Origin of the sequence: Azoarcus sp. DN11, assembly GCF_003628555.1 — a bacterium.
GTDB lineage: Bacteria > Pseudomonadota > Gammaproteobacteria > Burkholderiales > Rhodocyclaceae > Aromatoleum.
Map to the genome: position 1 here is coordinate 3,412,486 of NZ_CP021731.1, position 22,555 is coordinate 3,435,040.

Here is a 22,555-nt window from a genome sequence, read left to right on the forward strand (position 1 = left end):
TCACTTGGCGGCTGCGGCAGCCGCCCCGGCGGGCGCGGGCGCTCCCGCCGCACCGGCTTCCTGGGCCTGCACGGCCACGCCCGGGCGCACCTTCTGCAGCCCCTCGACGATCACGCGCTCGCCCGCGGCCAACCCGTCGGTCACGACCCACGCGTCCCCGTGCGACTGCGCGGCCGTCACGATGCGCGACTCCACCTTGCTCTCGCCGTTCACGACCATCACGGTCGCGTTGCCGCGCGCATCGCGGCTCAGCGCGCCGTGCGGAACGAGGATCGCGTCGCTGTTCACGCCTTGCGCAAGCCGTGCACGCACGTACATGCCCGGCAGCAGCTCACCTTTCGGATTCGGGAACACCGCACGCAGCGTCACGCTGCCCGTTCCCTGGTCCACGGAGATCTCCGAAAACTCCAGCTTGCCCTCGCTCCCGTACAGCGAACCGTCCTCGAGCACCAGCTTGACCGGCACCGCGTCGCCGCTGACGCGCTGCAGGCGCCCCTCGGCGAGGTCGCGTCGCATCTTCAGCAGCTCGGCGCTCGACTGCGTGACGTCCACATAGATCGGATCCAGCTTTTGCACCGTCGCGAGCGCGGCGGCCTGGTTGGCCGTGACCAGTGCGCCCGGCGTGACCGCCGAGCGTCCGATGCGGCCCGCGATCGGCGAAGTCACGCGGGTGAAATCGAGATCGATCTTCGCCTTGTCGACCGCAGCCTTCGCGCTCGCGACCTCGGCCTGCGCCTGTTTCAGCTGCGCGGCGGCGTCGTCGTTGGCCTGCTTGCTCACGGCCTCGATGCCGACCAGCTGCGCGTAACGCTCCGCCTTCAGGCGTGCCGCCTGCACGTTCGCCTCCGCACGCGCGAGGCTGGCCTTCGCGCTGTCGTACGTCGCCTGATACGTCGCCGGGTCGATCTGGTAAAGGACTTGTCCCTGCTTCACCTCGCTGCCTTCGGCAAACATCCGCTGCTTCACGATGCCGCCCACCTGCGGACGCAGCTCGGCAATCAGGTAGGGGGCCGTCCGTCCGGGAAGCTCCGTCGTCTGCGGCACCGGCTCGGCGCGCACCGACACGACGGTCACGGCCGGCACGGGCGGAGGACCGCCGGCCGCCTGCTGCGAATTCCCGTTGCTACAGGCACTCAGGACGAAGGCGCCGGCGAGGCCGGTCATCAGGGTGTAGAAAAACCGGTTGGGGTGGTTGTGCATGTTTCGTCTCGAGATCATCTCTGACCGCCGGTCGGGGCGAGTGGAAAAGAACTGATTGTGTCAGACTTAGAACGGTTATTCTAGATTGAACGCTCATTCTATGTTAGGCTACACCGCAACGCAACATTCGCGACAAATTTGTTTACCAGAACGAGAGGCCTCTCCATGCGCCCTGATTTCGTCGAACCTTCACGTGCCGAGGCACGCCGCGCGCAGATCCTGGCTGCCGCCGGCGACTGTTTCCGCAAACACGGATTCCACGGCGCGAGCATTGCACTGATATCGAAGACCGCCGGAATGAGCTCCGGCCACATCTACCACTACTTCGAGAACAAGGAAGCGATCATCTCGGCGATTGTCGCGCGCGATCTCGAACGTTTTTTGACACTGACCGCGGAGATTAGATCCGCCTGCAACGTCCGCGAGGCGATGCTCGCGCGAGTGGCCGAAGGCATCAACGACTGCCTCGACCAGGCCACCGCCGGCCTGAAGCTGGAGATCGTCGCGGAAGCATCGCGCAATCCCCATGTCGCCCAGATCGTGCATGAGGCGGACCGTGTTTGCCGCGAAAGCTTCGCGCTCACGATGCGCGACATGCGCCGCGCGTCGGGCCATCAGGACGATGACCAGGCGATCGATGCAATGGTCGAAGTCGTCATCGCAATGTTCGAAGGCCTGCAGATCCGCGCGATACGCAATCCGGACCTCGACCGCGGCATGGTCTCGCGGCTGTTCCAGAGCACCCTGCGCGACCTGCTCGACCAGCCCGCCTGAACCCGCGCGGCCGTCGTCCCCGCGACCCGCCGGCAGTATCCGCCTCTCCCCCGGATCCGGCCACACGACGCCCTCGCCCATGTCGCGCGCCTACCCACGCGGCAACTGTAACCTTTGTGCGTCCCCCGCCATCTAATGGGCAAAACCGGGAGCACACCATGACAACCGCCACCCCCACGCCCGAGTCCGACACCGCGCTGGTACAAGGAATCCTCGCCGGCAACGTCTTCGCCTTCGAGCGCCTGATGCGCCAGAACAACCGCCGCCTGTTCCGAGTCGCTCGCAGTATCCTGCGCGACGATGCAGAAGCCGAAGATGCTGTTCAGGACGGATACATTGAAGCGCACCGGGCGCTCGCGGGCTTTCGCGGTGAATCGCAGCTGTCCACCTGGCTGACGCGTATCGTCGTCAACCAGGCGCTCGCGCGCCGACGCGCGCGGCGGCCCGAGGCATCGGATATCGCACTCGACACCCTGGTCGACGAAGGTTCCGACGACATCATCCAGACACCGGAAACCGAGGCGATGCGGGCAGAGCTGCGCCGGATCATCGAAGCCTCGATCGACCGCCTGCCGGAGGGTCACCGGACGGTGTTCATGCTCCGCGCCGTGGAAGGCCTCAGCGTCGACGAAACCGCTACAGTCCTGGGCATCTCCGCGGGCAACGCCAAAGTCCGCTTCCTGCGCGCCCGTGCCCAGCTGCGCGAGGCCCTCGGTCAGCACCTCGGCACCTTGCTGGAAGACGTATTCACCTTCGACGGGGACCGTTGTGACCGCATCGTCGCGCGCGTATGCACGCGCCTCGGCCTGCAGCCCCCCGCCCCACCTGGCCTCCCCGCCCATGAGGACGAGCCGCCCCACACCTGAAAGGAGATCGCCATGATTGTCCAGATCAACCCCTTTGCCGCCCTCGAAGACATCAGCCGGCGGCGTTTCCTCTTCGGTTCCGGCGCGCTGCTCTCCGCCAGCGCCGTCGCCTTGCTCGCGAATCGTCCCGCCCTCGCCGCCGAATATGGCAAGAAGAAAGGCGGCGACACCGAGGCCGACGTCCGCATCCTCAACACTGCGCTGGGCGCCGAACTGGAAGCCATCGTTGCGTATGGCGTGGGCGCGCAGAGCGGACTGCTGCAAAAGGCGACGCTGGATCTCGCCACGCAATTTCAGGGACAGCACAAGGAACACGCCGACGTGCTCGCCAAGACGGTGCAGAAGCTCGGCGGCAAGCCCGTCGAAGCGAAAGCGCACTACGAGTTTCCGACCGACAAGCTGAAGACGCAGGCCGACGTGCTGGGCTTTGCGGCGGGGCTCGAGAAGGGGGCGGTCAGCGCCTATCTCGGCGCCGTGCCGCTCTTCAAGGAGCGCGATCTCGCCAAGGCTGCCGCCAGCATCCTCGGCGACGAGGCCATGCACTGGGCCATCCTGCGCCAGGCACTCGGCGACAACCCGGTCCCGGCGGCCTTCGTGTCATGAGCCGAAAGGCGGTCGCCACGCTTGCGCTGCTCGCGGCACAGTACGCCGCGGCGGCGCCCCCTCCACCCGGCGACCCGGCGCGCGGCGCGGCGATCTACGATCGCTGCGCCGCTTGTCACGCACTTGCGTACAACCGCACCGGCCCGAAGCATTGCGGCCTTTTCGGACGACGCGCCGGCAGCGCGCCGGATTTCGAGTACTCGCCGGCAATGGCGAAGGCAAAGTTCAAGTGGAACGCCGAAACGCTCGATCGTTTCCTCGAAAACCCCACGCGCACGGTCCCCGGCACCACGATGGGCTACGCCGGCATCCCCGATCCGCGGGAGCGCGCCGACCTGATCGCCTGGCTCCGGGTGGCGACGGCCGACCCGGCCGAGTGCCGGCGCTGACCCTCCGGCCCATCCGTTCTCCGGCCCATCCTCTGGCCGTGCCCTCACTCCGCCCCCGGATCCTCCGCCGGATCGGGAAACAGCACATCGGTAAAGCCGAAACGGCTCATGTCGCGCATGCGCATCGGGTACAGGATCCCCGCCAGGTGATCGCACTCATGCTGCACCACGCGCGCATGAAAACCCTCCACGCTGCGGTCGATCACGCTCCCGTCCGGCGCTGATCCCGCGTAGCGGATGCGCCGGAAGCGCGGCACCAGCCCGCGCAAGCCCGGCACCGACAGGCACCCCTCCCAATCCTCATCCTCCTCGTCACCGAGCGGCACAATCACCGGATTCACGAGAACCGTTCGCGGCACGGGCGGCGCATCGGGATAACGCTCGCTATGCTCGAAGCCGAAGATCACCACCTGCAGCCCCACGCCGATCTGCGGTGCAGCCAGCCCCACCCCGCCGGCCGCGGCCATCGTGTCGAACATGTCACGGATCAGCGCCTCGAGGTCGGGCGTCCCGAAGACGCTCACCGGCGCGGCAGGTTGCAACAGGCGCGGGTCGCCCATGCGCAGAATGGATCTGACAGCCATTGATCGCTCCGGAACGGTTCGGATGGATGGTGCCACGCGGCGAAAAGCGCGCCGGACCTCCCGACCCGTACCCGCGTGGCAGAACGCACTATAGTCACGTAAACGCAGACACGCGACCACCTCCAGGCCCGCGGCAACCGCCGCACCCGTAATCCCCAGACGCACCGCACACCGGAGATACCAGCCATGAAAACCTCCCTCGTCGTCACCCTGATCGGCCCCGACCGCCCTGGACTGGTCAACGCCCTCGCCACGCGCGCCACCGCTTGCGGAGCCGGCTGGATGGAAAGCAACATGGCCCAGCTCGCCGGCCAGTTTGCAGGTATCGTGCGGCTCGAGATCGACGAATCGGCCGCCGCCGACCTCGAAAAGTCGCTGCTCCAGCTCGAACACGAAGGGCTTCACCTGCGCCTCGAGCGCGGCATCCCGGCGACGACCAGTGCGCTGCGCAAAGCCCGGCTCGAACTCACCGGCCACGACCGCCCCGGCATCGTTCATGAGATCTCGACGGTCCTCGCACGTCACGGCGTGAGCATCGACAAGCTCGAGACCGCCTGCGAAAACGCATCGTTCAGCGGCGAACCCCTGTTTCGCGCCCATGCCGAGTTGCACGTGCCGCTCGCGGTTCACGCATCCGACCTGCGCCGCGACCTCGAAGCGCTGGCCAACGAGTTGATGGTCGACCTGAGCCTCGAAGACCAGCCGCTCCAGTGAACCCGTCCCACCCGCGTCGCCGAATTGAGCCGTTTTCCCCGCGCTTATCGACGCAGTGTCGATCTCGACGGCGCATTAAAGTGCTCCCATGTCCGAACCAGTTGGCACGAACGGACAAGGAGCGACAAGTGGAACTCGAATATCTGGAATACGACTGCGAAGTGATCGAACTCGACGACCTTTCGGCGCACTCCAGTGACGCACAGGCCGACGAGACTGCGGAGGCCGCGTTCGCGAGCTGGTTCACCGACGGGCGCAGCGGCAATGGCTCCCAGGCGAGCGCCAGGAAAAGCTGAGCCCCGCGGCGGTCGCCACTGAAGCCGACCGCGAACGGACCGCCCTTCGCCGCGTGATTCCGCAAACGAGCGGCACGATGACGCTGGATCTCTTCGAAACTGAAGACGCCTTCTCCACCGGCCGCGAAGAGCTCGCCCCCGGCGCCGTGGTCCTGCGCGGATTTGCCCGCGCAAGCGCAGCCCTCCTGCTGGCCGAGATAGAGCGCGTCGCGGCCCGCGCGCCCTTCCGCCACATGCTCACCCCCGGCGGCCAGCAAATGTCCGCCGCGATGACCAACTGCGGCCCCCTCGGCTGGGTCTCCGACCGGCGCGGCTACCGCTACGAACCGGCCGACCCGCAAAACGGTTGTGCCTGGCCCCCGATGCCCGAATCCTTCCGCAGCCTCGCGCACGACGCCGCCGCCGAGGCCGGCTTCCCGGCCTTCGATCCCGACGCCTGCCTGATCAACCGCTACGAACCGGGCACCCGCATGTCGCTGCACCAGGACCGCGACGAGCAGGACCTTGCCGTCCCGATCGTCTCGGTCTCGCTCGGCCTGCCGGCGACCTTCCTCTTCGGCGGCCTGAGCCGCGGCGACACCAGCGATCGCATCGCGCTCCGACATGGTGACGTGGTTGTGTGGGGCGGCCCGTCGCGACTGCGCTTTCACGGCATCCTCCCCGTGAAGGACGGCACTCACTCTCTTCTTGGTCGCCAGCGCATCAATCTGACCTTCCGCAAGGCAACCTGAGCACTCCTCTGGGGAAGGGAATTCCACGCTTCCAATGCGGCAAAACAAAAAACCCGCAGAGCCTTACGCTGTGCGGGTTTCTGATACTACTTGCCACGTGGTGGCAGGTGTTCTTGGTGGGTGCTAACGGGGTCGAACCGCTGACATCCTCCTTGTAAGGGAGGCGCTCTACCAACTGAGCTAAGCACCCGTGCCGGACAGGTGCGAAGCCCCCAATCCAACAAAGTCCGTCAGTTTACTGCATCTTTCAGGGCCTTGCCAGCCCTGAACTTCGGAACCTTTGCTTCCTTGATCTTGATGTTCTTGCCCGTGCGCGGATTGCGGCCGGTTCGCGCAGCACGCGTGCCGACATGGAAGGTGCCGAATCCAACGAGGGTTACGGAGTCGCCTGTCTGAAGCGCGCCCTTGACTGCCGCGATTGCTGCATCGAGAGCCTTTCCCGCAGCCGCCTTCGACAATTCCGCTTGTGAGGCGATTTGGTCGATCAGTTCGGATTTATTCACTTAAGTCCCCTTCTGGATATGAAAGCGATGACCCGAAATGCGCAAACCCTCTGCCGGAGCCGCATTCAGGGCGATTCCAAATGCGTTGCGAGAAGCACGGACTTTATAGCGCGCAGTATTCCGGAGTGTCAATACGCGCTGCAGCGTTTTACAACGCTACAGCGCGTATTGACGCGGGACTTGCCGAACTGTCGCCCCGAGAATCAGTGCGCGCGGACGGCCTTGCCGGTCGCAGTACTCTCGCCGGACTCGGTCGGCGGAGCCTCTTCCGTAGCGGTCTCCGGAAGCGGCTGGGGCCGACGTTCGAGCGCATGCTCAAGCACCTGGTCGATCCAGCGCACCGGAATCAGCTCGAGCACGTTCTTGATGTTCTCGGGAATTTCGGCGAGATCCTTGACGTTCTCTTCCGGAATCAGCGCCACCCGGATGCCGCCGCGCACGGCTGCCAGCAGCTTTTCCTTCAGGCCGCCGATCGGGAGCACCTCGCCGCGGAGCGTGATCTCTCCCGTCATCGCGACGTCGCAACGCACCGGAATGCCCGTGAGCACCGACACCAGCGCGGAGCAGATCGCGATGCCCGCCGACGGACCGTCCTTCGGGATCGCCCCTTCCGGCAGGTGGATGTGGATGTCGCTCTTCTGGTAGAAATCTTCCTGGATACCGAGCGAACGCGAACGCTTCCGCACCACGGACAGGGCAGCCTGGATCGACTCCTGCATCACTTCGCCGAGCTTGCCCGTCGTCATGACCTTGCCCTTGCCCGGCAGCGCAACGGCCTCGACGGTCAGGAGTTCGCCGCCCACCTCCGTCCACGCCAGGCCGGTCACCTGGCCGATCTGGTTTTCCTTCTCGGCCATGCCGAAGGAGTACTTGCGTACGCCCAGATACTTGTCGAGGTTCTTCGCGTTTACCACGACCTTGCTCGTGCGCTTCCTGAGAACGAGCGATTTCACCACTTTCCGGCAGATCTTCGAGATCTCGCGCTCCATGCTCCGCACGCCCGCCTCGCGGGTGAAGTAACGGCACACGTCGCGCAGCGCTTCCTCGGTCACGGACAGCTCGTCGCGCTTGAGCCCGTTGTTCTTCATCTGCTTCGGCAGCAGGTAACGCAAGGCGATATTGACCTTCTCGTCTTCCGTGTAGCCCGACAGGCGGATCACCTCCATCCGGTCGAGCAGCGCCGCCGGGATGTTGAGCGTGTTCGCCGTCGCGACGAACATCACGTCGGACAAGTCGAAATCGACCTCGATGTAGTGGTCCTGGAAGGTGTGGTTCTGTTCCGGATCGAGCACTTCCAGCAGCGCGGAACTCGGATCGCCACGGAAATCCATGCCCAGCTTGTCGACTTCGTCGAGCAGGAACAGTGGGTTCTTGACGCCGACCTTGCTCATGTTCTGCAGGATCTTGCCCGGCATCGAGCCGATGTAGGTCCGCCGATGGCCGCGAATCTCGGCTTCGTCGCGCACGCCACCGAGTGCCATGCGGATGAACTTGCGGTTCGTTGACTTCGCGATCGACTGGCCGAGCGAGGTCTTGCCCACCCCCGGGGGTCCGACCAGACACAGGATCGGCGCCTTGACCTTGTCCACGCGCTGCTGGACCGCAAGATACTCAAGGATGCGTTCCTTGACGCGCTCGAGACCGTAGTGGTCCTTGTCGAGGACCTTCTCGGCTTCCGCGAGGTCGCGGCTGACGCGCGACTTCTTGCGCCACGGCAGACCGACCAGCGTGTCGATGTAGTTGCGCACGACGGTCGCTTCCGCCGACATCGGCGACATCAGGCGCAGCTTCTTGAGTTCCGCCTGGGCCTTCGCGAGCGCCTCCTTCGGCATGCCCGCAGCCTTGATCTTCTTGTCCATCTCCTCGAGATCGGCACCTTCCTCGCCTTCCCCGAGTTCCTTCTGGATCGCCTTGACCTGCTCGTTGAGGTAGTACTCGCGCTGGCTCTTCTCCATCTGGCGCTTCACGCGGCCACGAATGCGCTTTTCGACCTGCAGGATGTCGAGTTCGGTCTCCAGTTGCGACAGCAGCCGCTCGAGGCGGTCACCGGTATCGAACATTTCCAGCACTTCCTGCTTCTGCTCGAGCTTGAGCGGCAGGTGCGCGGCGATAGTATCGGCGAGGCGGCCGGCATCGTCGATGCCGGACAGCGACGCGAGGATTTCCGGCGGAATCTTCTTGTTCAGCTTAACGTACTGGTCGAACTGGGCAATGATCGCCCGCCGCATCGCCTCGAGCTCGTTGTTGTCGGTCTCGGGAACGGGCACCGGCGTGACTTTGGCCACGAATACGCTGCGCAGATCTTCCACCGAGTCGACGCGCGCGCGCTGCACGCCCTCGACCAGCACCTTGATCGTGCCATCGGGAAGCTTGAGCATCTGCAGGATGTTGGCAATGCAGCCGATCTCGTAGAGATCTTCGGCCGCGGGCTCGTCCTTGGCAGCGGATTTCTGCGCCACCAGGAGAATGCCCTTGCCCGCCTCCATGGCGTTCTCGAGTGCCTTGATGGATTTCGGGCGACCCACGAAGAGCGGAATCACCATATGCGGGAACACCACCACGTCGCGCAGCGGCAGCAGCGGCAGTTCCATTTGCTCGTCGGGGAGGTCAAGCGGGCTTGACATGATTGTTTTTACCTCGAAAGGACTGGTCAGGCCCACATGGGGCCCAACCACGAAAAATCAAGCGGCGCCCAGAACCGATTTTTCGGATTCAGTTGGAACCCGATACCTTCTGCTGATCCGCATAGATCAGCAGCGGCTGGGCGCCTTCTTCGATCGTACCCTCGTCGACAACGACTTTTTCCACGCCCTTCAGCGTGGGCAGGTCGTACATGATGTCGAGCAGCGCCGCCTCGAGGATCGAGCGCAGGCCGCGCGCGCCGGTCTTCCGGCGGATCGCCTTGCGGGCCACGGCGTGCAGTGCCGCCGGGCGGATCTCCAGTTCGACCCCTTCCATCGAGAACAGCTTCTGGTACTGCTTGACCAGCGCGTTCTTCGGTTCGACAAGAATCTGGATCAGTGCCGCCTCGTCGAGTTCCTGCAGTGTCGCGACGACCGGCAGGCGGCCGACGAACTCGGGGATCAGGCCGAACTTGACCAGATCCTCTGGTTCGACTTGACGGAACGATTCGGTCAGGTCACGGCCCTGGCGGCTCTTGATCTCGGCGCCGAAACCGATGCCGATCTTTTCGGTGCGATTGCGGATGACCTTCTCCAGGCCATCGAATGCACCGCCGCAGATGAAGAGGATGTTGGTCGTATCGACCTGGATGAAATCCTGGTTGGGGTGCTTGCGCCCACCCTGCGGCGGAATCGAGGCCACCGTGCCCTCGATCAGCTTCAGCAGCGCCTGCTGCACGCCCTCGCCGGACACGTCGCGAGTGATGGACGGGTTGTCCGACTTGCGCGAGATCTTGTCGATCTCGTCGATATAGACGATGCCGTGCTGCGCCTTGTCGACGTCGTAGTCGCACTTCTGCAGCAGCTTCTGGATGATGTTCTCGACGTCCTCACCGACATAACCGGCTTCGGTGAGCGTCGTCGCGTCGGCCATCACGAACGGCACGTTGAGAAGGCGCGCGAGCGTCTGCGCAAGCAGCGTCTTGCCCGAACCGGTCGGTCCGATCAGCAGGATGTTGCTCTTCGACAGCTCGACATCGTCCTTGCGCCCCGAGATGTGGCGCAGGCGCTTGTAGTGGTTGTACACCGCAACGGCCAGGTTGCGCTTGGCCTGCTGCTGGCCGATCACGTACTGGTTGAGGATCTCGCAGATCTCCGCGGGAGTGGGCAGGCTGTTGGCGCCCCCTTCCCCGTCGGCCGATTGTGCAATCTCGTCACGGATGATGTCGTTGCACAGCTCGATGCACTCGTCGCAGATAAAGACCGACGGTCCCGCAATGAGTTTGCGAACCTCATGCTGACTCTTTCCACAGAACGAGCAGTAAAGCAGCTTTTCGCCACCCGTCTTCTTTTCCGTCATGGTCTTCCTCTCGTATGTCAGGCTTCGGACCGAGTCGTCAGCACCTTGTCGACAATGCCGTACTCCATCGCATCCTTGGCCGACATGAAGTTGTCACGATCCGTATCCTTCTCGATGCGCTCGAGCGACTGCCCGGTGTGCTTTGCGAGCATCTCGTTGAGACGGGCCCGGATATTCAGGATTTCGCGGGCGTGGATCTCGATGTCCGACGCCTGCCCCTGGAAACCGCCCAGCGGCTGATGGATCATCACCCGGGAGTTGGGCAGACAGAAGCGCTTGCCCTTCGCGCCGGCGGCGAGCAGGAAGGAGCCCATGCTCGCGGCCTGCCCGATGCACAGCGTGCTGACGTCGGGCTTGATGAACTGCATCGTGTCGTAAATGGCCATCCCCGCCGACACCGATCCCCCGGGGGAATTGATGTAAAAGAAAATGTCCTTGTCCGGATTTTCGGACTCAAGGAAGAGCAACTGCGCAACGATCAGGTTGGCGGTGACGTCGTTCACCGGCCCGACCAGAAACACCACGCGCTCCTTGAGAAGGCGCGAATAGATGTCGTAGGCGCGCTCGCCCCGACCGCTCTGTTCAACCACCATCGGGACCAGCCCGAGGCCGACTGGATCCCAGCTGCTGCTCGATTGAGGCGCCATATTGCTCATTCCTTGGTCTTTCGCGGCATCAGGCCGCGTTGTTACCCATCAGTTCGTCGAACGATACCGCGTTCTCGACGGTCTGGGCCTGCGTGGTGACCCACGCGACCACGTTGTCTTCGATCACGACCGCCTCGGCCTGTCCGAGGCGCTCCGGCTGCGCGTAGTACCAGCGTACCAGTTCCGAAGGATCTTCGTAGCTCTGGGCCATCTCTTCGACCAGCGCGCGAACCTGTTCCGGTTTCGCGTAGAGTTCCTTCGCCTTCACGAGTTCGGCCATGATGAGGCCCAGTTTGACACGACGCACGGCCTGATCGGTAAACCAGGCGGCCTCGACCGGGATGTCCTTCGTCTTCATGCCGCGCATCTCCAGGTCGCGCCTGGCGTTCTCGGCCAACTGATGGCTCTCGGCATCGACCAGCGCCTTCGGCACTTCGATCGGGTTGGCGGTCAGCAGCGCGTCCATGACCTGCTCCTTGACCTTGGCCTGGATGCGGCGCTTCACCTCGCGTTCGAGGTTGGCGCGCACCTCGTCGCGCAGCTTGGTGACATCGCCGTCGGCAACGCCCAGCGCACGCGCGAGGTCGGCGTCGACCGCCGGCAGGATCGCTGCTTCGACGCGCTTCACGGTCACTTCGAACTGCACCGCCTGACCGGCGAGGTTACGGGCATGGTAGTCCTCCGGGAAGGTCATGTCGAAGGTCTTGCTTTCACCGGCTGCCAGACCCGTCACGGCGGCCTCGAAATCCTTCAGCATCGAACCGGCGCCAATCACGAAGGGGAAGTCCTGCGCCTGGCCGCCATCGAACAATTCGCCGTCCTTGCGACCGGCAAAATCGATCACGACACGGTCACCCTCGCCGGCGGCACGCTCGGCGGTCTCGAAGCGGGTACGCTGCTTGCGCAGCACTTCGACGGTTTTTTCGACCTCGGCATCGCCGACAACCAGCGCCGGACGCTCGATCTTGCTCTGGGACAGATCACCCAGTTCGATCTGCGGGTAGACTTCGAACACGGCGCTGAATTCGAGCGTACCTTCGGCGGCTGCGTCCTTCGGCTCGATGCGGGGATAACCGGCCACGCGCAGGTTCTGCTCGCGCACGGAGTCGCCGAACGCCTTCTCGACGGCAGCGCCGATCGCTTCGGAGCGGGCCTGCGATTCGTAGGTTTGCGCTACGATCTTCATTGGCACCTTGCCAGGACGGAAACCCGGCATCTTCACGGTACGGGCCATGCGCTTCAGCCGGGCTTCGACTTCCTTGTCGATCTCGGCCACTGACACGGACATGTCGATGCGGCGCTCCAGTGCGCCCTGCGTTTCCTGGTTGGTCTGCATTAAGTAACGATCCCTGACAAGTCAAAGTTTGCCCACAAGGCACCCGCCGGGCTTCCGGGAGGCCAGCCCCCCGACCGCGGAGGGCAAACGGAGCGCGTAAAGATAGATTTTCGATTTTAGCACAGCACAGGCCCCTTCCTTCCAGAGTCCTTCCGGCCGCAGAATGAAGCGTGAGGACTTGCGCATGGAATGACGGAAACCACGGAACTTGAGCCCCCGGACACCCTCTGACGGGTGTCGGCGAACGGCTCGACCAGAGAGGAGAATCCAGATGACGATCTTCAATGCCTATCAGGCCCGTTTCGAGGCGGCCCGCGAAGAGGAGATGTCGATCCAGGAATACCTGGAGCTGTGCCGGTCCGACCGCTCGGCATATGCAACGGCAGCGGAGCGCATGCTGATGGCGATCGGCGAACCCGAACTGGTAGACACCCGCCTGGATCCTCGCATGTCGCGCATCTTCTCGAACAAGATGCTCAAGATCTATCCCGCCTTCCGCGACTTCTACGGCATGGAGGAAGTCATCGAGCACATCGTCTCGTACTTCCGTCACGCGGCGCAGGGCCTGGAAGAGAAGAAACAGATCCTGTACCTGCTCGGCCCGGTCGGTGGCGGCAAGTCCTCTCTCGCCGAAAAGCTGAAGTCGCTGATCGAGAAGGTCCCCTTCTACGCGATCAAGGGGTCGCCCGTACATGAGTCGCCGCTGGGCCTGTTCGACGTGAACGAGGACGGACGCCTCCTCGAGGACGATTTCGGCATCCCGCGCCGCTACCTGAACACGATCATGAGCCCGTGGGCGGTCAAGCGCCTGCATGAGTTCAACGGCGACATCACGCGCTTTCGCGTCGTGAAATTGCGTCCGTCGGTGCTCAAGCAGGTTGCGGTCGCCAAAACCGAACCGGGCGACGAGAACAACCAGGACATTTCGTCCCTGGTCGGCAAGATCGACATCCGCAAGCTCGAACAGTACTCGCAGGACGACCCCGACGCCTACAGCTATTCGGGCGGTCTGTGCCTCGCGAACCGCGGACTGCTGGAATTCGTCGAGATGTTCAAGGCGCCGATCAAGGTGCTGCACCCGCTGCTCACGGCTACCCAGGAAGGCAATTACAAGGGGACCGAGGGCTTCGGCGCGATCCCGTTCGACGGCATCGTGATGGCACACTCGAACGAGTCCGAGTGGGTCGCATTCAAGAACAACCGCAACAACGAGGCCTTCCTCGACCGGATCTACACGGTGAAGGTGCCCTACTGCCTGCGTGTGTCCGACGAGGTGCACATCTACGAGAAGCTGCTGATCGAAAGTTCGCTCGCGGCCGCCCCCTGCGCACCCGACACGCTGCGCATGATGGCGCAGTTCGGCGTGCTGTCGCGCCTCAAGGAGCCCGAGAACTCGAGCATCTATTCGAAGATGCGCGTGTATGACGGCGAGAACCTCAAGGACACCGACCCGAAGGCAAAAAGCTTCCAGGAATACCGCGACTATGCGGGCGTGGACGAAGGGATGACGGGTCTATCCACCCGCTTCGCGTTCAAGGCGCTGTCGAAGGTGTTCAACTTCGACCACCGTGAAGTCGCGGCAAACCCGGTGCACCTGATGTACGTGCTCGAACAGCAGATCGAGCAGGAGCAGTACCCGCCCGAGGTCGAGGCGCGCTACATGGGCTACATCAAGGAGTTCCTGGCGCCGCGCTACGCCGAGTTCATCGGCAAGGAGATCCAGACGGCCTACCTCGAGAGCTACTCCGAGTACGGACAGAACATCTTCGACCGCTACGTGACCTATGCCGACTTTTGGATCCAGGACCAGGAATTCCGGGATCCGAACACCGGCGAGATCCTCGACCGCTCGGCACTGAACGACGAACTCGAGAAGATCGAGAAGCCTGCCGGCATCAGCAACCCGAAGGATTTCCGCAACGAGGTGGTGAATTTCGTGCTGCGCGCAAGGGCGAAGCACGACGGCAAGAATCCGAGCTGGACGAGCTACGAGAAGTTGCGCGGGGTGATCGAGAAGAAGATGTTCTCGAACACGGAGGAGCTGTTGCCGGTCATCAGCTTCAATGCGAAGGCGAGCGCGGACGAGCAGAAGAAGCATCAGGACTTCGTCAATCGCATGATCGAGAAGGGCTATACCGAGAAGCAGGTGCGGCTGCTCTGCGAATGGTATTTGCGGGTCCGCAAGTCCTCGTGACCGATGCGTCGCCCGGGCGGCAAGTCCGGGCGACGTTCCGCACCCGTGCCGGAGACACACATGACCCGCATCATCGATCGGCGGTTCGACAGCAAGAAGAAGAGCGCAGTGAATCGGCAACGCTTCATGCGCCGCTTCAAGCAGCAGATCCGTCGCGCCGTGAACGAGGCGATCCAGGATCGTTCCATCCGCGATCTCGACAACGGCGAGCAGATCACGATCCCTTCCAAGGATCTGAGCGAGCCGCAGTTCCAGCATGGCCGCGGTGGCATCTGGGAGCAGGTTTTTTCGGGCAACGATCAGTTCGCCAGCGGCGATCTGATCAACCGCCCTCCTTCCGGGGGGGGCGGAGGTCGGGGCCAGGGCAAGGCGAGCAACGAGGGTGAGGGCGAAGACGATTTTGCGTTCCACCTCTCGCGCGAGGAATTTCTCGACATTTTCTTCGACGACCTTGCCCTGCCGAACCTGGTCCGCACGCAGCTCGCACGCATCACGGACTACAAGACGCAGCGTGCGGGTTTCACCTCCGACGGCACGCCGGCGAACATCAACATCGTGCGCTCGATGCGCGGGGCGCTGGGGCGCCGGCTTGCGCTCGGGTCGCCGTTCTCGGCGCGCCTGCGCGAGCTGCAGAAGGAGCTCGAGAAGGTCATCGAGGAGTCCGGCGAGGATTGCGAGGAAGCGCTGCAGCTCAAGGACGAGATCGGACGCCTGCGCGCGAAGATCGACGCGATCCCGTTCATCGACAGCTTCGACCTGCGCTACAACAACCGCATCCGCGTGCCGAAGCCGACCACGCAGGCGGTGATGTTCTGCGTGATGGACGTGTCCGGATCGATGGACGAGGAGAAGAAGGCCACCGCGAAGCGTTTCTTCATGCTGCTGTACCTGTTCCTGACGCGTACCTACGAGCAGATCGACGTCGTCTTCATCCGCCACCACACCGTCGCCAAGGAAGTCGACGAGGACGAGTTCTTCCACTCGCGCGAGTCGGGCGGGACGGTGGTGTCGAGCGCGCTGAAGCTGATGCATGAGGTGGTCACCGAGCGTTACGCACAGGGCAGCTGGAACATCTACGGCGCGCAGGCCTCGGACGGCGACAACTGGGACAACGACTCGCCCATCTGCCGCGAGCTGCTGGGCACGCAGATCCTGCCATGGTGCCAGTATTTCGCCTACATCGAGATCACGCCGGGCGAGCCGCAGAACCTGTGGCGGGAATACGAGAAGCTGTCGGGCGAGCACAAGAACTTCGCCATGCAGCGTATCGAGGAGCCGGCCGACATCTATCCGGTGTTTCGCGAACTCTTCAAGAAGACTCTCGCATGAAGCGCGCCTCCGCAAAGAAGCCGAAGCAACTGCCCGCGACGTCCGAATGGACCTTCGAGGCGATCGACGCGTACCACACCGAGATCGCGCGCGTCGCGGCGAATTTCCGCCTGGACGCCTATCCGGCGCAGATCGAGCTGATCACCTCGGAACAGATGATGGACGCCTATGCGTCGGTCGGCATGCCGGTGAATTACCACCACTGGTCCTTCGGCAAGCATTTTCTGTCGACGGAAAAGAGCTACCGGCGCGGACAGATGGGGCTGGCCTACGAGATCGTCATCAACTCGAACCCCTGCATCGCCTACCTGATGGAGGAGAACACGCTGACGATGCAGGCGCTGGTGATCGCGCACGCGGCGTACGGGCACAACAGCTTTTTCAAGGGCAACTACCTCTTCCGCACCTGGACGAACGCGGACGCGATCATCGACTACCTGGTCTTCGCGCGGAACTATATCGCGCAGTGCGAGGAGCGCCACGGCGAGGAGGAAGTGGAGCTGCTGCTCGACTCCTGTCATGCGCTGATGAACCTGGGCGTGGACCGCTACAAGCGTCCGCCCAAGTTGTCGCTCGCGAAGGAGAAGCTGCGCCAGGCCGAGCGTACGGAATACCTGCAGAGCCAGGTCAATGAGCTGTGGCGCACGCTGCCGGTCCACGACACCAAGCCGGGCAAGGTCACAGCGCCGCGCTTCCCGCCCGAGCCCGAGGAAAACCTGCTCTACTTCGTCGAGAAGCATGCGCCGCTGCTCGAACCGTGGCAGCGCGAGGTCGTGCGCATCGTGCGCAAGATCGCGCAGTACTTCTTCCCGCAGCGCCAGACGCAGGTGATGAACGAGGGCTGGGCGTGCTTCTGGCATTACACCCTGCTCAACACGCTCTACGACGAGGGACTGCTCGCCGACAGCTTCATGCTGGAATTCCTGCAATCGCATACCAACGTCGTCTACCAGCCCTCCTACAACGACCGCTGGTACAGCGGCATCAACCCGTATGCGCTGGGCTTCGCGATGTGGCAGGACATCAAGCGCATCTGCGAGGACCCGACCGAGGAAGACCGCGCCTGGTTTCCCGATATCGCCGGCAGCGACTGGCGCGAGACCTTCGACTTCGCGATGAAGAACTTCAAGGACGAGAGCTTCGTCGCGCAGTACCTGTCGCCGAAGGTGATGCGCGACTTCCGCATGTTCGCGATCCTCGACGACGAGCACGAACCGAAGCTGAGGGTTTCGGCGATTCACGACGAGCTGGGCTACCGGCGCGTACGCGAGATCCTGTCCGACCAGTACAACCTCGGGAGCCGCGAACCGAACATCCAGGTCTGGAACGTCGACCTGCGCGGAGACCGTTCGCTCACGCTGCGCCATCAGCAATACCGCAAGCGCCCGTTGGGGGGAAGCATCGACGAAGTGATGAAGCACATGGCGCGGCTGTGGGGCTTCACGGTACGGCTGGAGAGCCAGCACGAGGACGGCTCGGTCGAGCTGGTGCAGGAGACGCGGCTCGAAAAGCGCCGCGGACAATCCGAAAACTGACCTGCGACGGCATTCGATCGGCGTGCGGACAGATTGACGTCATAATTCGCATGAACGCGTAGAATCAGGGCTTTCCAGTCCCCGCCGGAGGCCCCATGTTTCTGCCGCCCAAGCCGATTTATCCGGTCGACGGCATTCGTGCGATCGAGGCCTTGGTCGCGCCGGATGCGCGGCCGAGCCTGATGGAACGCGCCGGACGGGTCGCTGCCGAGGAAGCCGTGCGCCTGACCCAGGACCGGGCAGGCCATGTGCTGATTGCGTGCGGCCCCGGGAACAATGGCGGCGACGGCTTCGTGATGGCGCGCCGCCTGCTGCAGGCCGGCCGCAACGTGACCGTTGCGTTCGCCGACGACCCGGCGAAGCTGCCGCGCGAGGCCTCGGCCGCATTCGCGGCGTGGCGGGCGGCCGGCGGCGAAACCGTATCGGATTTCCCGGCCGCCCCGGCAAACGGCTGGGCGCTGGTCGTCGACGCGCTGTTCGGCATCGGGCTGCGCAGCCCCGTGACCGGACGGCACGCGAAATGGATCGAGGCGCTCAACGCGCAGCACGCGCCGCGGCTCGCCATCGACATCCCGAGCGGACTCGACGCCGACACCGGGCGGGTGCTGGGCACGGTATTCCATGCGACGACCACGCTGACCTTTCTCGCGCTCAAGCCCGGACTTCTCACGCATGACGGCCCGGACATCGCCGGGGTCGTCAATGTCCACCGCCTGGACATCGACCCGCCTGACTACCTTCCGCCCAGGGGCTTGCAGATCCAGCCGGGAATCATCAAGCCCTTCCTCAGGCAGCGCCTGCAGAACACCCACAAGGGATGCTATGGCGACGTCGGCATCATCGGCGGGGCGCGCGGGATGACCGGCGCCGCCTTGCTGGCCGGCCGGGCAGCGCTGAAGCTCGGTTGCGGGCGCGTGCTCACGGGTCTCGTCGACGAGGCGGCGCCGGCGGTCGACTTCACGCAGCCGGAACTGATGCTGCAACGACCGGACGACGTGATCGAGTACGCAACCGTGCTGGCCGTTGGGCCCGGGCTGGGTCATGGCGACGTCGCCGCGGCGCTCCTGGAACGGGCGATCCGGCGCCCCCGCCCGATCGTCCTCGACGCCGACGCGTTGAACATCGTCGCGGCATCCGATCATCTCAGGTCCCTCGTCGCCACACGCGAGGCCCCGACGATGCTGACCCCCCACCCCGGCGAAGCCGGACGGCTGCTGCGATCCGACACGGCCACCGTGCAGAGCGATCGCGTCGCGAGTGCCCTCGAACTCGCGCGCACCTTCAACGCGCTGGTGGTACTCAAGGGCAGTGGCAGCGTGATCGCGACACCGGATGGCCGCTGGCTGATCAACAGCACGGGACACCCGGGCATGGCCAGTGCCGGCATGGGCGACGTGCTGACCGGACTGATCGCCAGCCTGGTTGCGCAGGGCTGGCCGGCCGAATCGGGCCTCATCGCGGCGGTGCACCTGCACGGCGCCGCGGCCGACCGGCTGGCACGCGAGGGCATCGGCCCGGTGGGACTGACCGCCAGCGAAGTTGCGGACGCTTCACGGGGCATATTCAACGGATGGACCCTGCAGGCGATCAGGGGGAGTTAGGGCGGGAACACCCCGGCACTCAGCCGCGACCGACTGAAACCGCCAACCTCGTTCATGCGAGAATCCTGACGCCAACAGAATCGCCAGGTCCAACTTCATAATCGACCAATGCCGCAGATCCGCGTCGACCGCCTCAGACCCGGGGTTTTCATATCCCTGTCATCCCTCGGCTGGATGGGACACCCTTTTTTGCTCAATCGCTTCTGCCTCTCGAGCGAGAAGCAGATTCAGGCGCTGCGCGAAATGGGCATCACGGTCGTCGAGTGGGACCCCGCGCGCAGCACGGCCGAACCGCTTCCCGAGCGCACGGCCAACAGCCCCGTCGCCGAGCAGGATTTCAGCAGCGCGGCGCTTGCGGGGATGCAGGACGAGAAACGCGTGCGCATCGCAAGGGTGCGCGAGCAGCGCGAAGGACTGGCACGGCGTGAACGGCTGTTCGAGCAGCAGGCAATCGCTGCGGGCGACATTTTCCGTTCGCTCCTCGGCCGCCCGCAGGACGCACAGCGACAGGCCAAGGCGCTGGTCGGGACGCTGGTGGAGAACCTGCTCGGCACCGACAGCATGGTGATCCATCTGGTGAGCCAGAAGAGCCGCGAAGGCGGCCTCGCGTTTCATGCACTGAACGTGATGGCCTTGTCGCTGATGCTGGGCAAGACGCTGCGGCTGTCCGAAGAGGAAATGCGGTTCCTCGGCCTGGGTGCCCTGCTCCACGACATCGGAAAACAGGAAATCCCGCCTCGCATCCTGCGCAACACCAGGCGCAGCAGCCCCGAGGAAGAGTTCTACCGCGCCCACGTCGGCTACGGCATCAAGGCCATCAGCGGCATGAAGGAGCTTCCCGTGGCGGTGCGCAACATCATCGCGTGCCATCACGAACTCTTCGACGGCAGTGGTTTCCCCAACCGCCTGGCTGGCGAGAAGATCCCCCGGCTCGCCCGCATTGCGGCCATCGCGAACCGCTACGACAACCTGTGCAATCCCTTCGACCTGCGCGACGCGAAGGCGCCGGCCGAAGCGCTGCGCCAGATGTTCCGCGCCGAAAGCGCGCATTACGACGGGCAGCTCGTGCAGTTGTTCATCAGGACGCTCGGCGTCTATCCGCCCGGCACTTTCGTCTCGCTGTCCAACGGCAGCGTCGGGATGGTCGTGGAGACCAATCCCGCGGACCTCCTGCATCCGCTCGTGATGCTGCACGATCCGGACATCCCGCGCGCGGAAGCCCTGCTCCTCGATCTGCGCGACGCCGACCTGAAGGTCGAGTCGGCCCTGAGCCCCGCCACCCTTTCGGTCGAAACCGTGGAATACCTGGCGCCGCGCGGCCGGCTCGACTACTACGTCGAAGGCAGCAAGAACTGATCGGTGCGTTTCGCCTGGCCGGCGATCAGCCCCGGCCCTGAAGGACTGCGAGCCTGCGGGGCGCCCGAATCACGCCGGTCGCGAGCCCCGTTCCCGCGAGGATCACACCGCAACCGGCAAGCATGTTGATCGTGACGACTTCGTCGAGCAGGATCGCGCCCCACAACATGCCGAACACCGGAATGAGGAAAGTGACCGCGATCGCACGCGCCGGCCCGACGTGCGCGATCAGGCGGAAGTACATCACGTAGGCGACACCGGTGCAGGCGAACGCGAGCAGGAGCACCGACGTCCACGCCTCGCGTCCGGGCATTGCCTCGGGCCACAGCCACACCGCGAAAGGCGCGAGCACGAGGGCGGCATAGAACTGGCTACCCGTGGCGATCGCCATCGGATCGACGCCGGACAGGAAGCGCTTGGTGAAATTCGCCGCGACGCCGTAGTTCAGCGTTGCGGCGAGGCACGCCGCCACTGCCCAACCCGAACCGCCGGCGCGGAACGACGCCTTGCCCCACACGAGAATCACGACGCCCAGCAGGCCGAGCAACAGGCCGGCCGTCGCAGCCGCCGAGAGGCGATCCTTGAGCCAGACCCGTGCGACCAGTGCCGCGAAGAGCGGCGAGGTGGCGTTGAGAACAGATGCGAATCCGGCCGTGACCGACAGTGCGGCCCACGCGTACAGCACGAAGGGCAAGGCGGAGTTCGTCACGCCGACGACAAGCAGCGGCCCGGCCTTGCGCCACAGCGGAGCGAGATTGCCGCGCCATGCGAGCACTGGCAGCAGCAGCAAGGCGGCCAGGCCGACCCGGAGCTCGATCAGCGCCGCCGGCCCGAACTGCGGTGCGGCGACGCGCATGAACAGAAATGAACCGCCCCACAGGGCGGCGAGGATCACCAATTCCGATACGTCACGTGGCCGCACTTCCGCTCCCGAAAACGATGGCCCGCGGTGGAGGCCGGATTGCCCCGGCACACGGCGGAACCGCTAGAATTCCTGCCTCATCATACCGATCCAGGCAAGCCATGAATCTGTCTCAACAACTGCGCATCGAGATCCAGCGCAACGTCGCCGCATCGCTCGCCGAGGACGTCGGCACCGGCGACCTGACCGCACGCCTCATCGCCGCCGAAACCGACGCCCGCGGACGGGTGATCACGCGCGAGGATGCAATCGTCTGCGGCACGGCCTGGTTCGACGCGGCCTTTGCCACACTCAGCCCCGCCGCCACGATCATCTGGCATGTCGCCGACGGCGATCGCGTCGAGGCGGGTCAGGCGCTGTGCGACGTCGTTGCGAATGCGCGGGTGCTGCTCACCGCCGAGCGCACGGCGCTGAACTTCCTGCAACTGCTCTCCGGCACCGCCACCGTCACCCGCCGCTTTGTCGACGCCGTTGCGGGGACCGGCGCCAGGATCGTCGACACCCGCAAGACCCTGCCCGGCCTTCGCCTCGCGCAGAAATACGCCGTTGCGGTGGGTGGCGGCACCAATCATCGCGTCGGCCTCTACGACGGCATCCTCATCAAGGAGAACCATATCATCGCCGCGGGCAGCGTCGCGCGCGTGCTGGAACAGGCGAAGAAGATCGCGCCGTCCAACGTGTTCATTGAGATCGAGGTCGAGACGATCGCGCAGCTCGAGGACGCGCTCGCGGCCGGGGCGAAGATGATCCTGCTCGACAACATGGACCTCGCGACGATGCGCGAGGCAGTACGTATTACCGCGGGCCGCGCGGAGCTCGAAGCCTCGGGCGGCGTGAGCCTGGAAAAGGTGCGGGCGATTGCCGAAACGGGGGTCAACCGCATCTCGATCGGCAGCCTGACCAAGGACGTGCGCGCGCTCGACCTGTCGCTGCGTCACATCGAGGAGTAAGCCGACGCGGGCACCGGCCGTCCGGCCCGATGCCCGCGCCTTCT

The 22,555-nt window shown here is 64.5% G+C and carries 21 protein-coding genes and 1 tRNA gene; 13 read left to right on the forward strand and 9 right to left on the reverse strand.

All coding sequences use genetic code 11. From position 1 onward, the window contains the following. Positions 1–1,200 carry an efflux RND transporter periplasmic adaptor subunit gene (locus CDA09_RS15710; protein ID WP_121429508.1) on the reverse strand — a complete coding sequence of 400 codons (1,200 nt, stop codon included), beginning with the start codon at positions 1,198–1,200 and terminating at the stop codon, positions 1–3. Positions 1,201–1,365: 165 nt separating this feature from the next. Here CDA09_RS15710 and CDA09_RS15715 point away from each other — a divergent pair, with 165 nt between their 5' ends. The 4 genes from CDA09_RS15715 (at position 1,366) to CDA09_RS15730 (ending at position 3,832) form a co-directional block, all read left to right on the forward strand. Then, entirely contained in the window at positions 1,366–1,974 is a 609-nt protein-coding gene (locus tag CDA09_RS15715) for a TetR/AcrR family transcriptional regulator (protein WP_121429509.1), read from the forward strand. A 158-nt stretch (positions 1,975–2,132) separates the two neighbouring features. After that, a complete protein-coding gene (locus CDA09_RS15720; protein ID WP_121429510.1) occupies positions 2,133–2,840 on the forward strand; it encodes an RNA polymerase sigma factor in 708 nt (235 codons plus the stop codon). Between the two features lie 12 nt (positions 2,841–2,852). Then, complete coding sequence (locus CDA09_RS15725) at positions 2,853–3,443, forward strand: ferritin-like domain-containing protein (RefSeq protein ID WP_121429511.1); 591 nt, start codon at positions 2,853–2,855, stop codon at positions 3,441–3,443. Continuing rightward, positions 3,440–3,832 (forward strand): c-type cytochrome, encoded by a 393-nt coding sequence (locus CDA09_RS15730; protein ID WP_121429512.1) that lies wholly within the window; start codon positions 3,440–3,442, stop codon positions 3,830–3,832. The genes CDA09_RS15725 and CDA09_RS15730 overlap by 4 nt, the downstream gene beginning before the upstream one ends. A gap of 44 nt (positions 3,833–3,876) precedes the next feature. On the opposite strand, the gene def is transcribed toward CDA09_RS15730, so the two are convergent. Next, positions 3,877–4,416 (reverse strand): peptide deformylase, encoded by a 540-nt coding sequence (gene def / locus CDA09_RS15735; protein WP_121429513.1) that lies wholly within the window; start codon positions 4,414–4,416, stop codon positions 3,877–3,879. A gap of 186 nt (positions 4,417–4,602) precedes the next feature. Between def and CDA09_RS15740 the strand changes: the two genes are divergently transcribed. The 3 genes from CDA09_RS15740 to alkB all read left to right on the forward strand — a co-directional run bounded on the left by CDA09_RS15740 (position 4,603) and on the right by alkB (position 6,157). Then, positions 4,603–5,130, forward strand: a complete 528-nt coding sequence (locus tag CDA09_RS15740) for a glycine cleavage system transcriptional repressor (protein WP_121429514.1) — start codon at positions 4,603–4,605, stop codon at positions 5,128–5,130. A 128-nt stretch (positions 5,131–5,258) separates the two neighbouring features. Further along, positions 5,259–5,426: a hypothetical protein gene (locus CDA09_RS23390; protein ID WP_164844430.1), complete on the forward strand. Its 168-nt coding sequence runs from the start codon at positions 5,259–5,261 to the stop codon at positions 5,424–5,426. 77 nt (positions 5,427–5,503) lie between these two features. Then, on the forward strand, positions 5,504–6,157 hold the full coding sequence (alkB, locus tag CDA09_RS15745) for a DNA oxidative demethylase AlkB (RefSeq protein WP_121429515.1): 654 nt from the start codon (positions 5,504–5,506) through the stop codon (positions 6,155–6,157). A gap of 114 nt (positions 6,158–6,271) precedes the next feature. Here the strand turns inward: alkB and CDA09_RS15750 are convergent. From CDA09_RS15750 to tig, 6 genes are all read right to left on the reverse strand, one after another. Beyond that, a tRNA-Val gene (locus CDA09_RS15750) sits at positions 6,272–6,347 on the reverse strand. Positions 6,348–6,387: 40 nt separating this feature from the next. After that, positions 6,388–6,660, reverse strand: coding sequence for an HU family DNA-binding protein (locus CDA09_RS15755; RefSeq protein ID WP_121429516.1), 273 nt, complete (start codon positions 6,658–6,660; stop codon positions 6,388–6,390). A 203-nt stretch (positions 6,661–6,863) separates the two neighbouring features. Then, positions 6,864–9,284 (reverse strand): endopeptidase La, encoded by a 2,421-nt coding sequence (lon, locus tag CDA09_RS15760; protein ID WP_121429517.1) that lies wholly within the window; start codon positions 9,282–9,284, stop codon positions 6,864–6,866. A gap of 88 nt (positions 9,285–9,372) precedes the next feature. Beyond that, on the reverse strand, positions 9,373–10,641 hold the full coding sequence (gene clpX, locus CDA09_RS15765) for an ATP-dependent Clp protease ATP-binding subunit ClpX (RefSeq protein WP_121429518.1): 1,269 nt from the start codon (positions 10,639–10,641) through the stop codon (positions 9,373–9,375). 17 nt (positions 10,642–10,658) lie between these two features. After that, positions 10,659–11,288 carry an ATP-dependent Clp endopeptidase proteolytic subunit ClpP gene (clpP, locus tag CDA09_RS15770; RefSeq protein WP_502697072.1) on the reverse strand — a complete coding sequence of 210 codons (630 nt, stop codon included), beginning with the start codon at positions 11,286–11,288 and terminating at the stop codon, positions 10,659–10,661. A gap of 28 nt (positions 11,289–11,316) precedes the next feature. Beyond that, complete coding sequence (tig, locus tag CDA09_RS15775; RefSeq protein ID WP_121429520.1) at positions 11,317–12,624, reverse strand: trigger factor; 1,308 nt, start codon at positions 12,622–12,624, stop codon at positions 11,317–11,319. A gap of 271 nt (positions 12,625–12,895) precedes the next feature. On the opposite strand from tig, the gene CDA09_RS15780 reads away from it, so the two are divergent. The 5 genes from CDA09_RS15780 to CDA09_RS15800 all read left to right on the forward strand — a co-directional run bounded on the left by CDA09_RS15780 (position 12,896) and on the right by CDA09_RS15800 (position 20,639). Next, entirely contained in the window at positions 12,896–14,818 is a 1,923-nt protein-coding gene (locus CDA09_RS15780) for a PrkA family serine protein kinase (RefSeq protein ID WP_121429521.1), read from the forward strand. Positions 14,819–14,878: 60 nt separating this feature from the next. Then, positions 14,879–16,147 (forward strand): YeaH/YhbH family protein, encoded by a 1,269-nt coding sequence (locus CDA09_RS15785; RefSeq protein ID WP_121429522.1) that lies wholly within the window; start codon positions 14,879–14,881, stop codon positions 16,145–16,147. Further along, positions 16,144–17,682, forward strand: a complete 1,539-nt coding sequence (locus CDA09_RS15790) for a SpoVR family protein (RefSeq protein WP_121429523.1) — start codon at positions 16,144–16,146, stop codon at positions 17,680–17,682. The genes CDA09_RS15785 and CDA09_RS15790 overlap by 4 nt, the downstream gene beginning before the upstream one ends. A gap of 95 nt (positions 17,683–17,777) precedes the next feature. Beyond that, positions 17,778–19,283, forward strand: coding sequence for an NAD(P)H-hydrate dehydratase (locus CDA09_RS15795; protein ID WP_121429524.1), 1,506 nt, complete (start codon positions 17,778–17,780; stop codon positions 19,281–19,283). Positions 19,284–19,391: 108 nt separating this feature from the next. Next, positions 19,392–20,639, forward strand: coding sequence for an HD-GYP domain-containing protein (locus CDA09_RS15800; RefSeq protein ID WP_121429525.1), 1,248 nt, complete (start codon positions 19,392–19,394; stop codon positions 20,637–20,639). Positions 20,640–20,664: 25 nt separating this feature from the next. On the opposite strand, the gene CDA09_RS15805 is transcribed toward CDA09_RS15800, so the two are convergent. Beyond that, the gene (locus tag CDA09_RS15805) at positions 20,665–21,561 is read right to left on the reverse strand and encodes a DMT family transporter (RefSeq protein WP_121429526.1); all 897 of its coding nucleotides are present in this window, start codon (positions 21,559–21,561) and stop codon (positions 20,665–20,667) included. A 101-nt stretch (positions 21,562–21,662) separates the two neighbouring features. Between CDA09_RS15805 and nadC the strand changes: the two genes are divergently transcribed. Then, the gene (nadC, locus tag CDA09_RS15810; protein WP_121429527.1) at positions 21,663–22,511 is read left to right on the forward strand and encodes a carboxylating nicotinate-nucleotide diphosphorylase; all 849 of its coding nucleotides are present in this window, start codon (positions 21,663–21,665) and stop codon (positions 22,509–22,511) included. The last annotated feature ends 44 nt before the right edge of the window (positions 22,512–22,555 follow it).

Coding starts and splice junctions, on each gene's coding strand:
- alkB (WP_121429515.1), top strand. CDS start 5,504: ATGACGCTGGATCTCTTCGAAACTGAAGACGCCTTCTCCACCGGCCGC.
- CDA09_RS15720 (WP_121429510.1), top strand. CDS start 2,133: ATGACAACCGCCACCCCCACGCCCGAGTCCGACACCGCGCTGGTACAA.
- nadC (WP_121429527.1), top strand. CDS start 21,663: ATGAATCTGTCTCAACAACTGCGCATCGAGATCCAGCGCAACGTCGCC.
- CDA09_RS15715 (WP_121429509.1), top strand. CDS start 1,366: ATGCGCCCTGATTTCGTCGAACCTTCACGTGCCGAGGCACGCCGCGCG.
- lon (WP_121429517.1), bottom strand. CDS start 9,284: ATGTCAAGCCCGCTTGACCTCCCCGACGAGCAAATGGAACTGCCGCTG.
- CDA09_RS15725 (WP_121429511.1), top strand. CDS start 2,853: ATGATTGTCCAGATCAACCCCTTTGCCGCCCTCGAAGACATCAGCCGG.
- clpP (WP_502697072.1), bottom strand. CDS start 11,288: ATGGCGCCTCAATCGAGCAGCAGCTGGGATCCAGTCGGCCTCGGGCTG.
- CDA09_RS15790 (WP_121429523.1), top strand. CDS start 16,144: ATGAAGCGCGCCTCCGCAAAGAAGCCGAAGCAACTGCCCGCGACGTCC.
- CDA09_RS15800 (WP_121429525.1), top strand. CDS start 19,392: ATGCCGCAGATCCGCGTCGACCGCCTCAGACCCGGGGTTTTCATATCC.
- CDA09_RS15730 (WP_121429512.1), top strand. CDS start 3,440: ATGAGCCGAAAGGCGGTCGCCACGCTTGCGCTGCTCGCGGCACAGTAC.
- CDA09_RS15710 (WP_121429508.1), bottom strand. CDS start 1,200: ATGCACAACCACCCCAACCGGTTTTTCTACACCCTGATGACCGGCCTC.
- tig (WP_121429520.1), bottom strand. CDS start 12,624: ATGCAGACCAACCAGGAAACGCAGGGCGCACTGGAGCGCCGCATCGAC.
- CDA09_RS15780 (WP_121429521.1), top strand. CDS start 12,896: ATGACGATCTTCAATGCCTATCAGGCCCGTTTCGAGGCGGCCCGCGAA.
- CDA09_RS15785 (WP_121429522.1), top strand. CDS start 14,879: ATGACCCGCATCATCGATCGGCGGTTCGACAGCAAGAAGAAGAGCGCA.
- CDA09_RS15740 (WP_121429514.1), top strand. CDS start 4,603: ATGAAAACCTCCCTCGTCGTCACCCTGATCGGCCCCGACCGCCCTGGA.
- clpX (WP_121429518.1), bottom strand. CDS start 10,641: ATGACGGAAAAGAAGACGGGTGGCGAAAAGCTGCTTTACTGCTCGTTC.
- def (WP_121429513.1), bottom strand. CDS start 4,416: ATGGCTGTCAGATCCATTCTGCGCATGGGCGACCCGCGCCTGTTGCAA.
- CDA09_RS15795 (WP_121429524.1), top strand. CDS start 17,778: ATGTTTCTGCCGCCCAAGCCGATTTATCCGGTCGACGGCATTCGTGCG.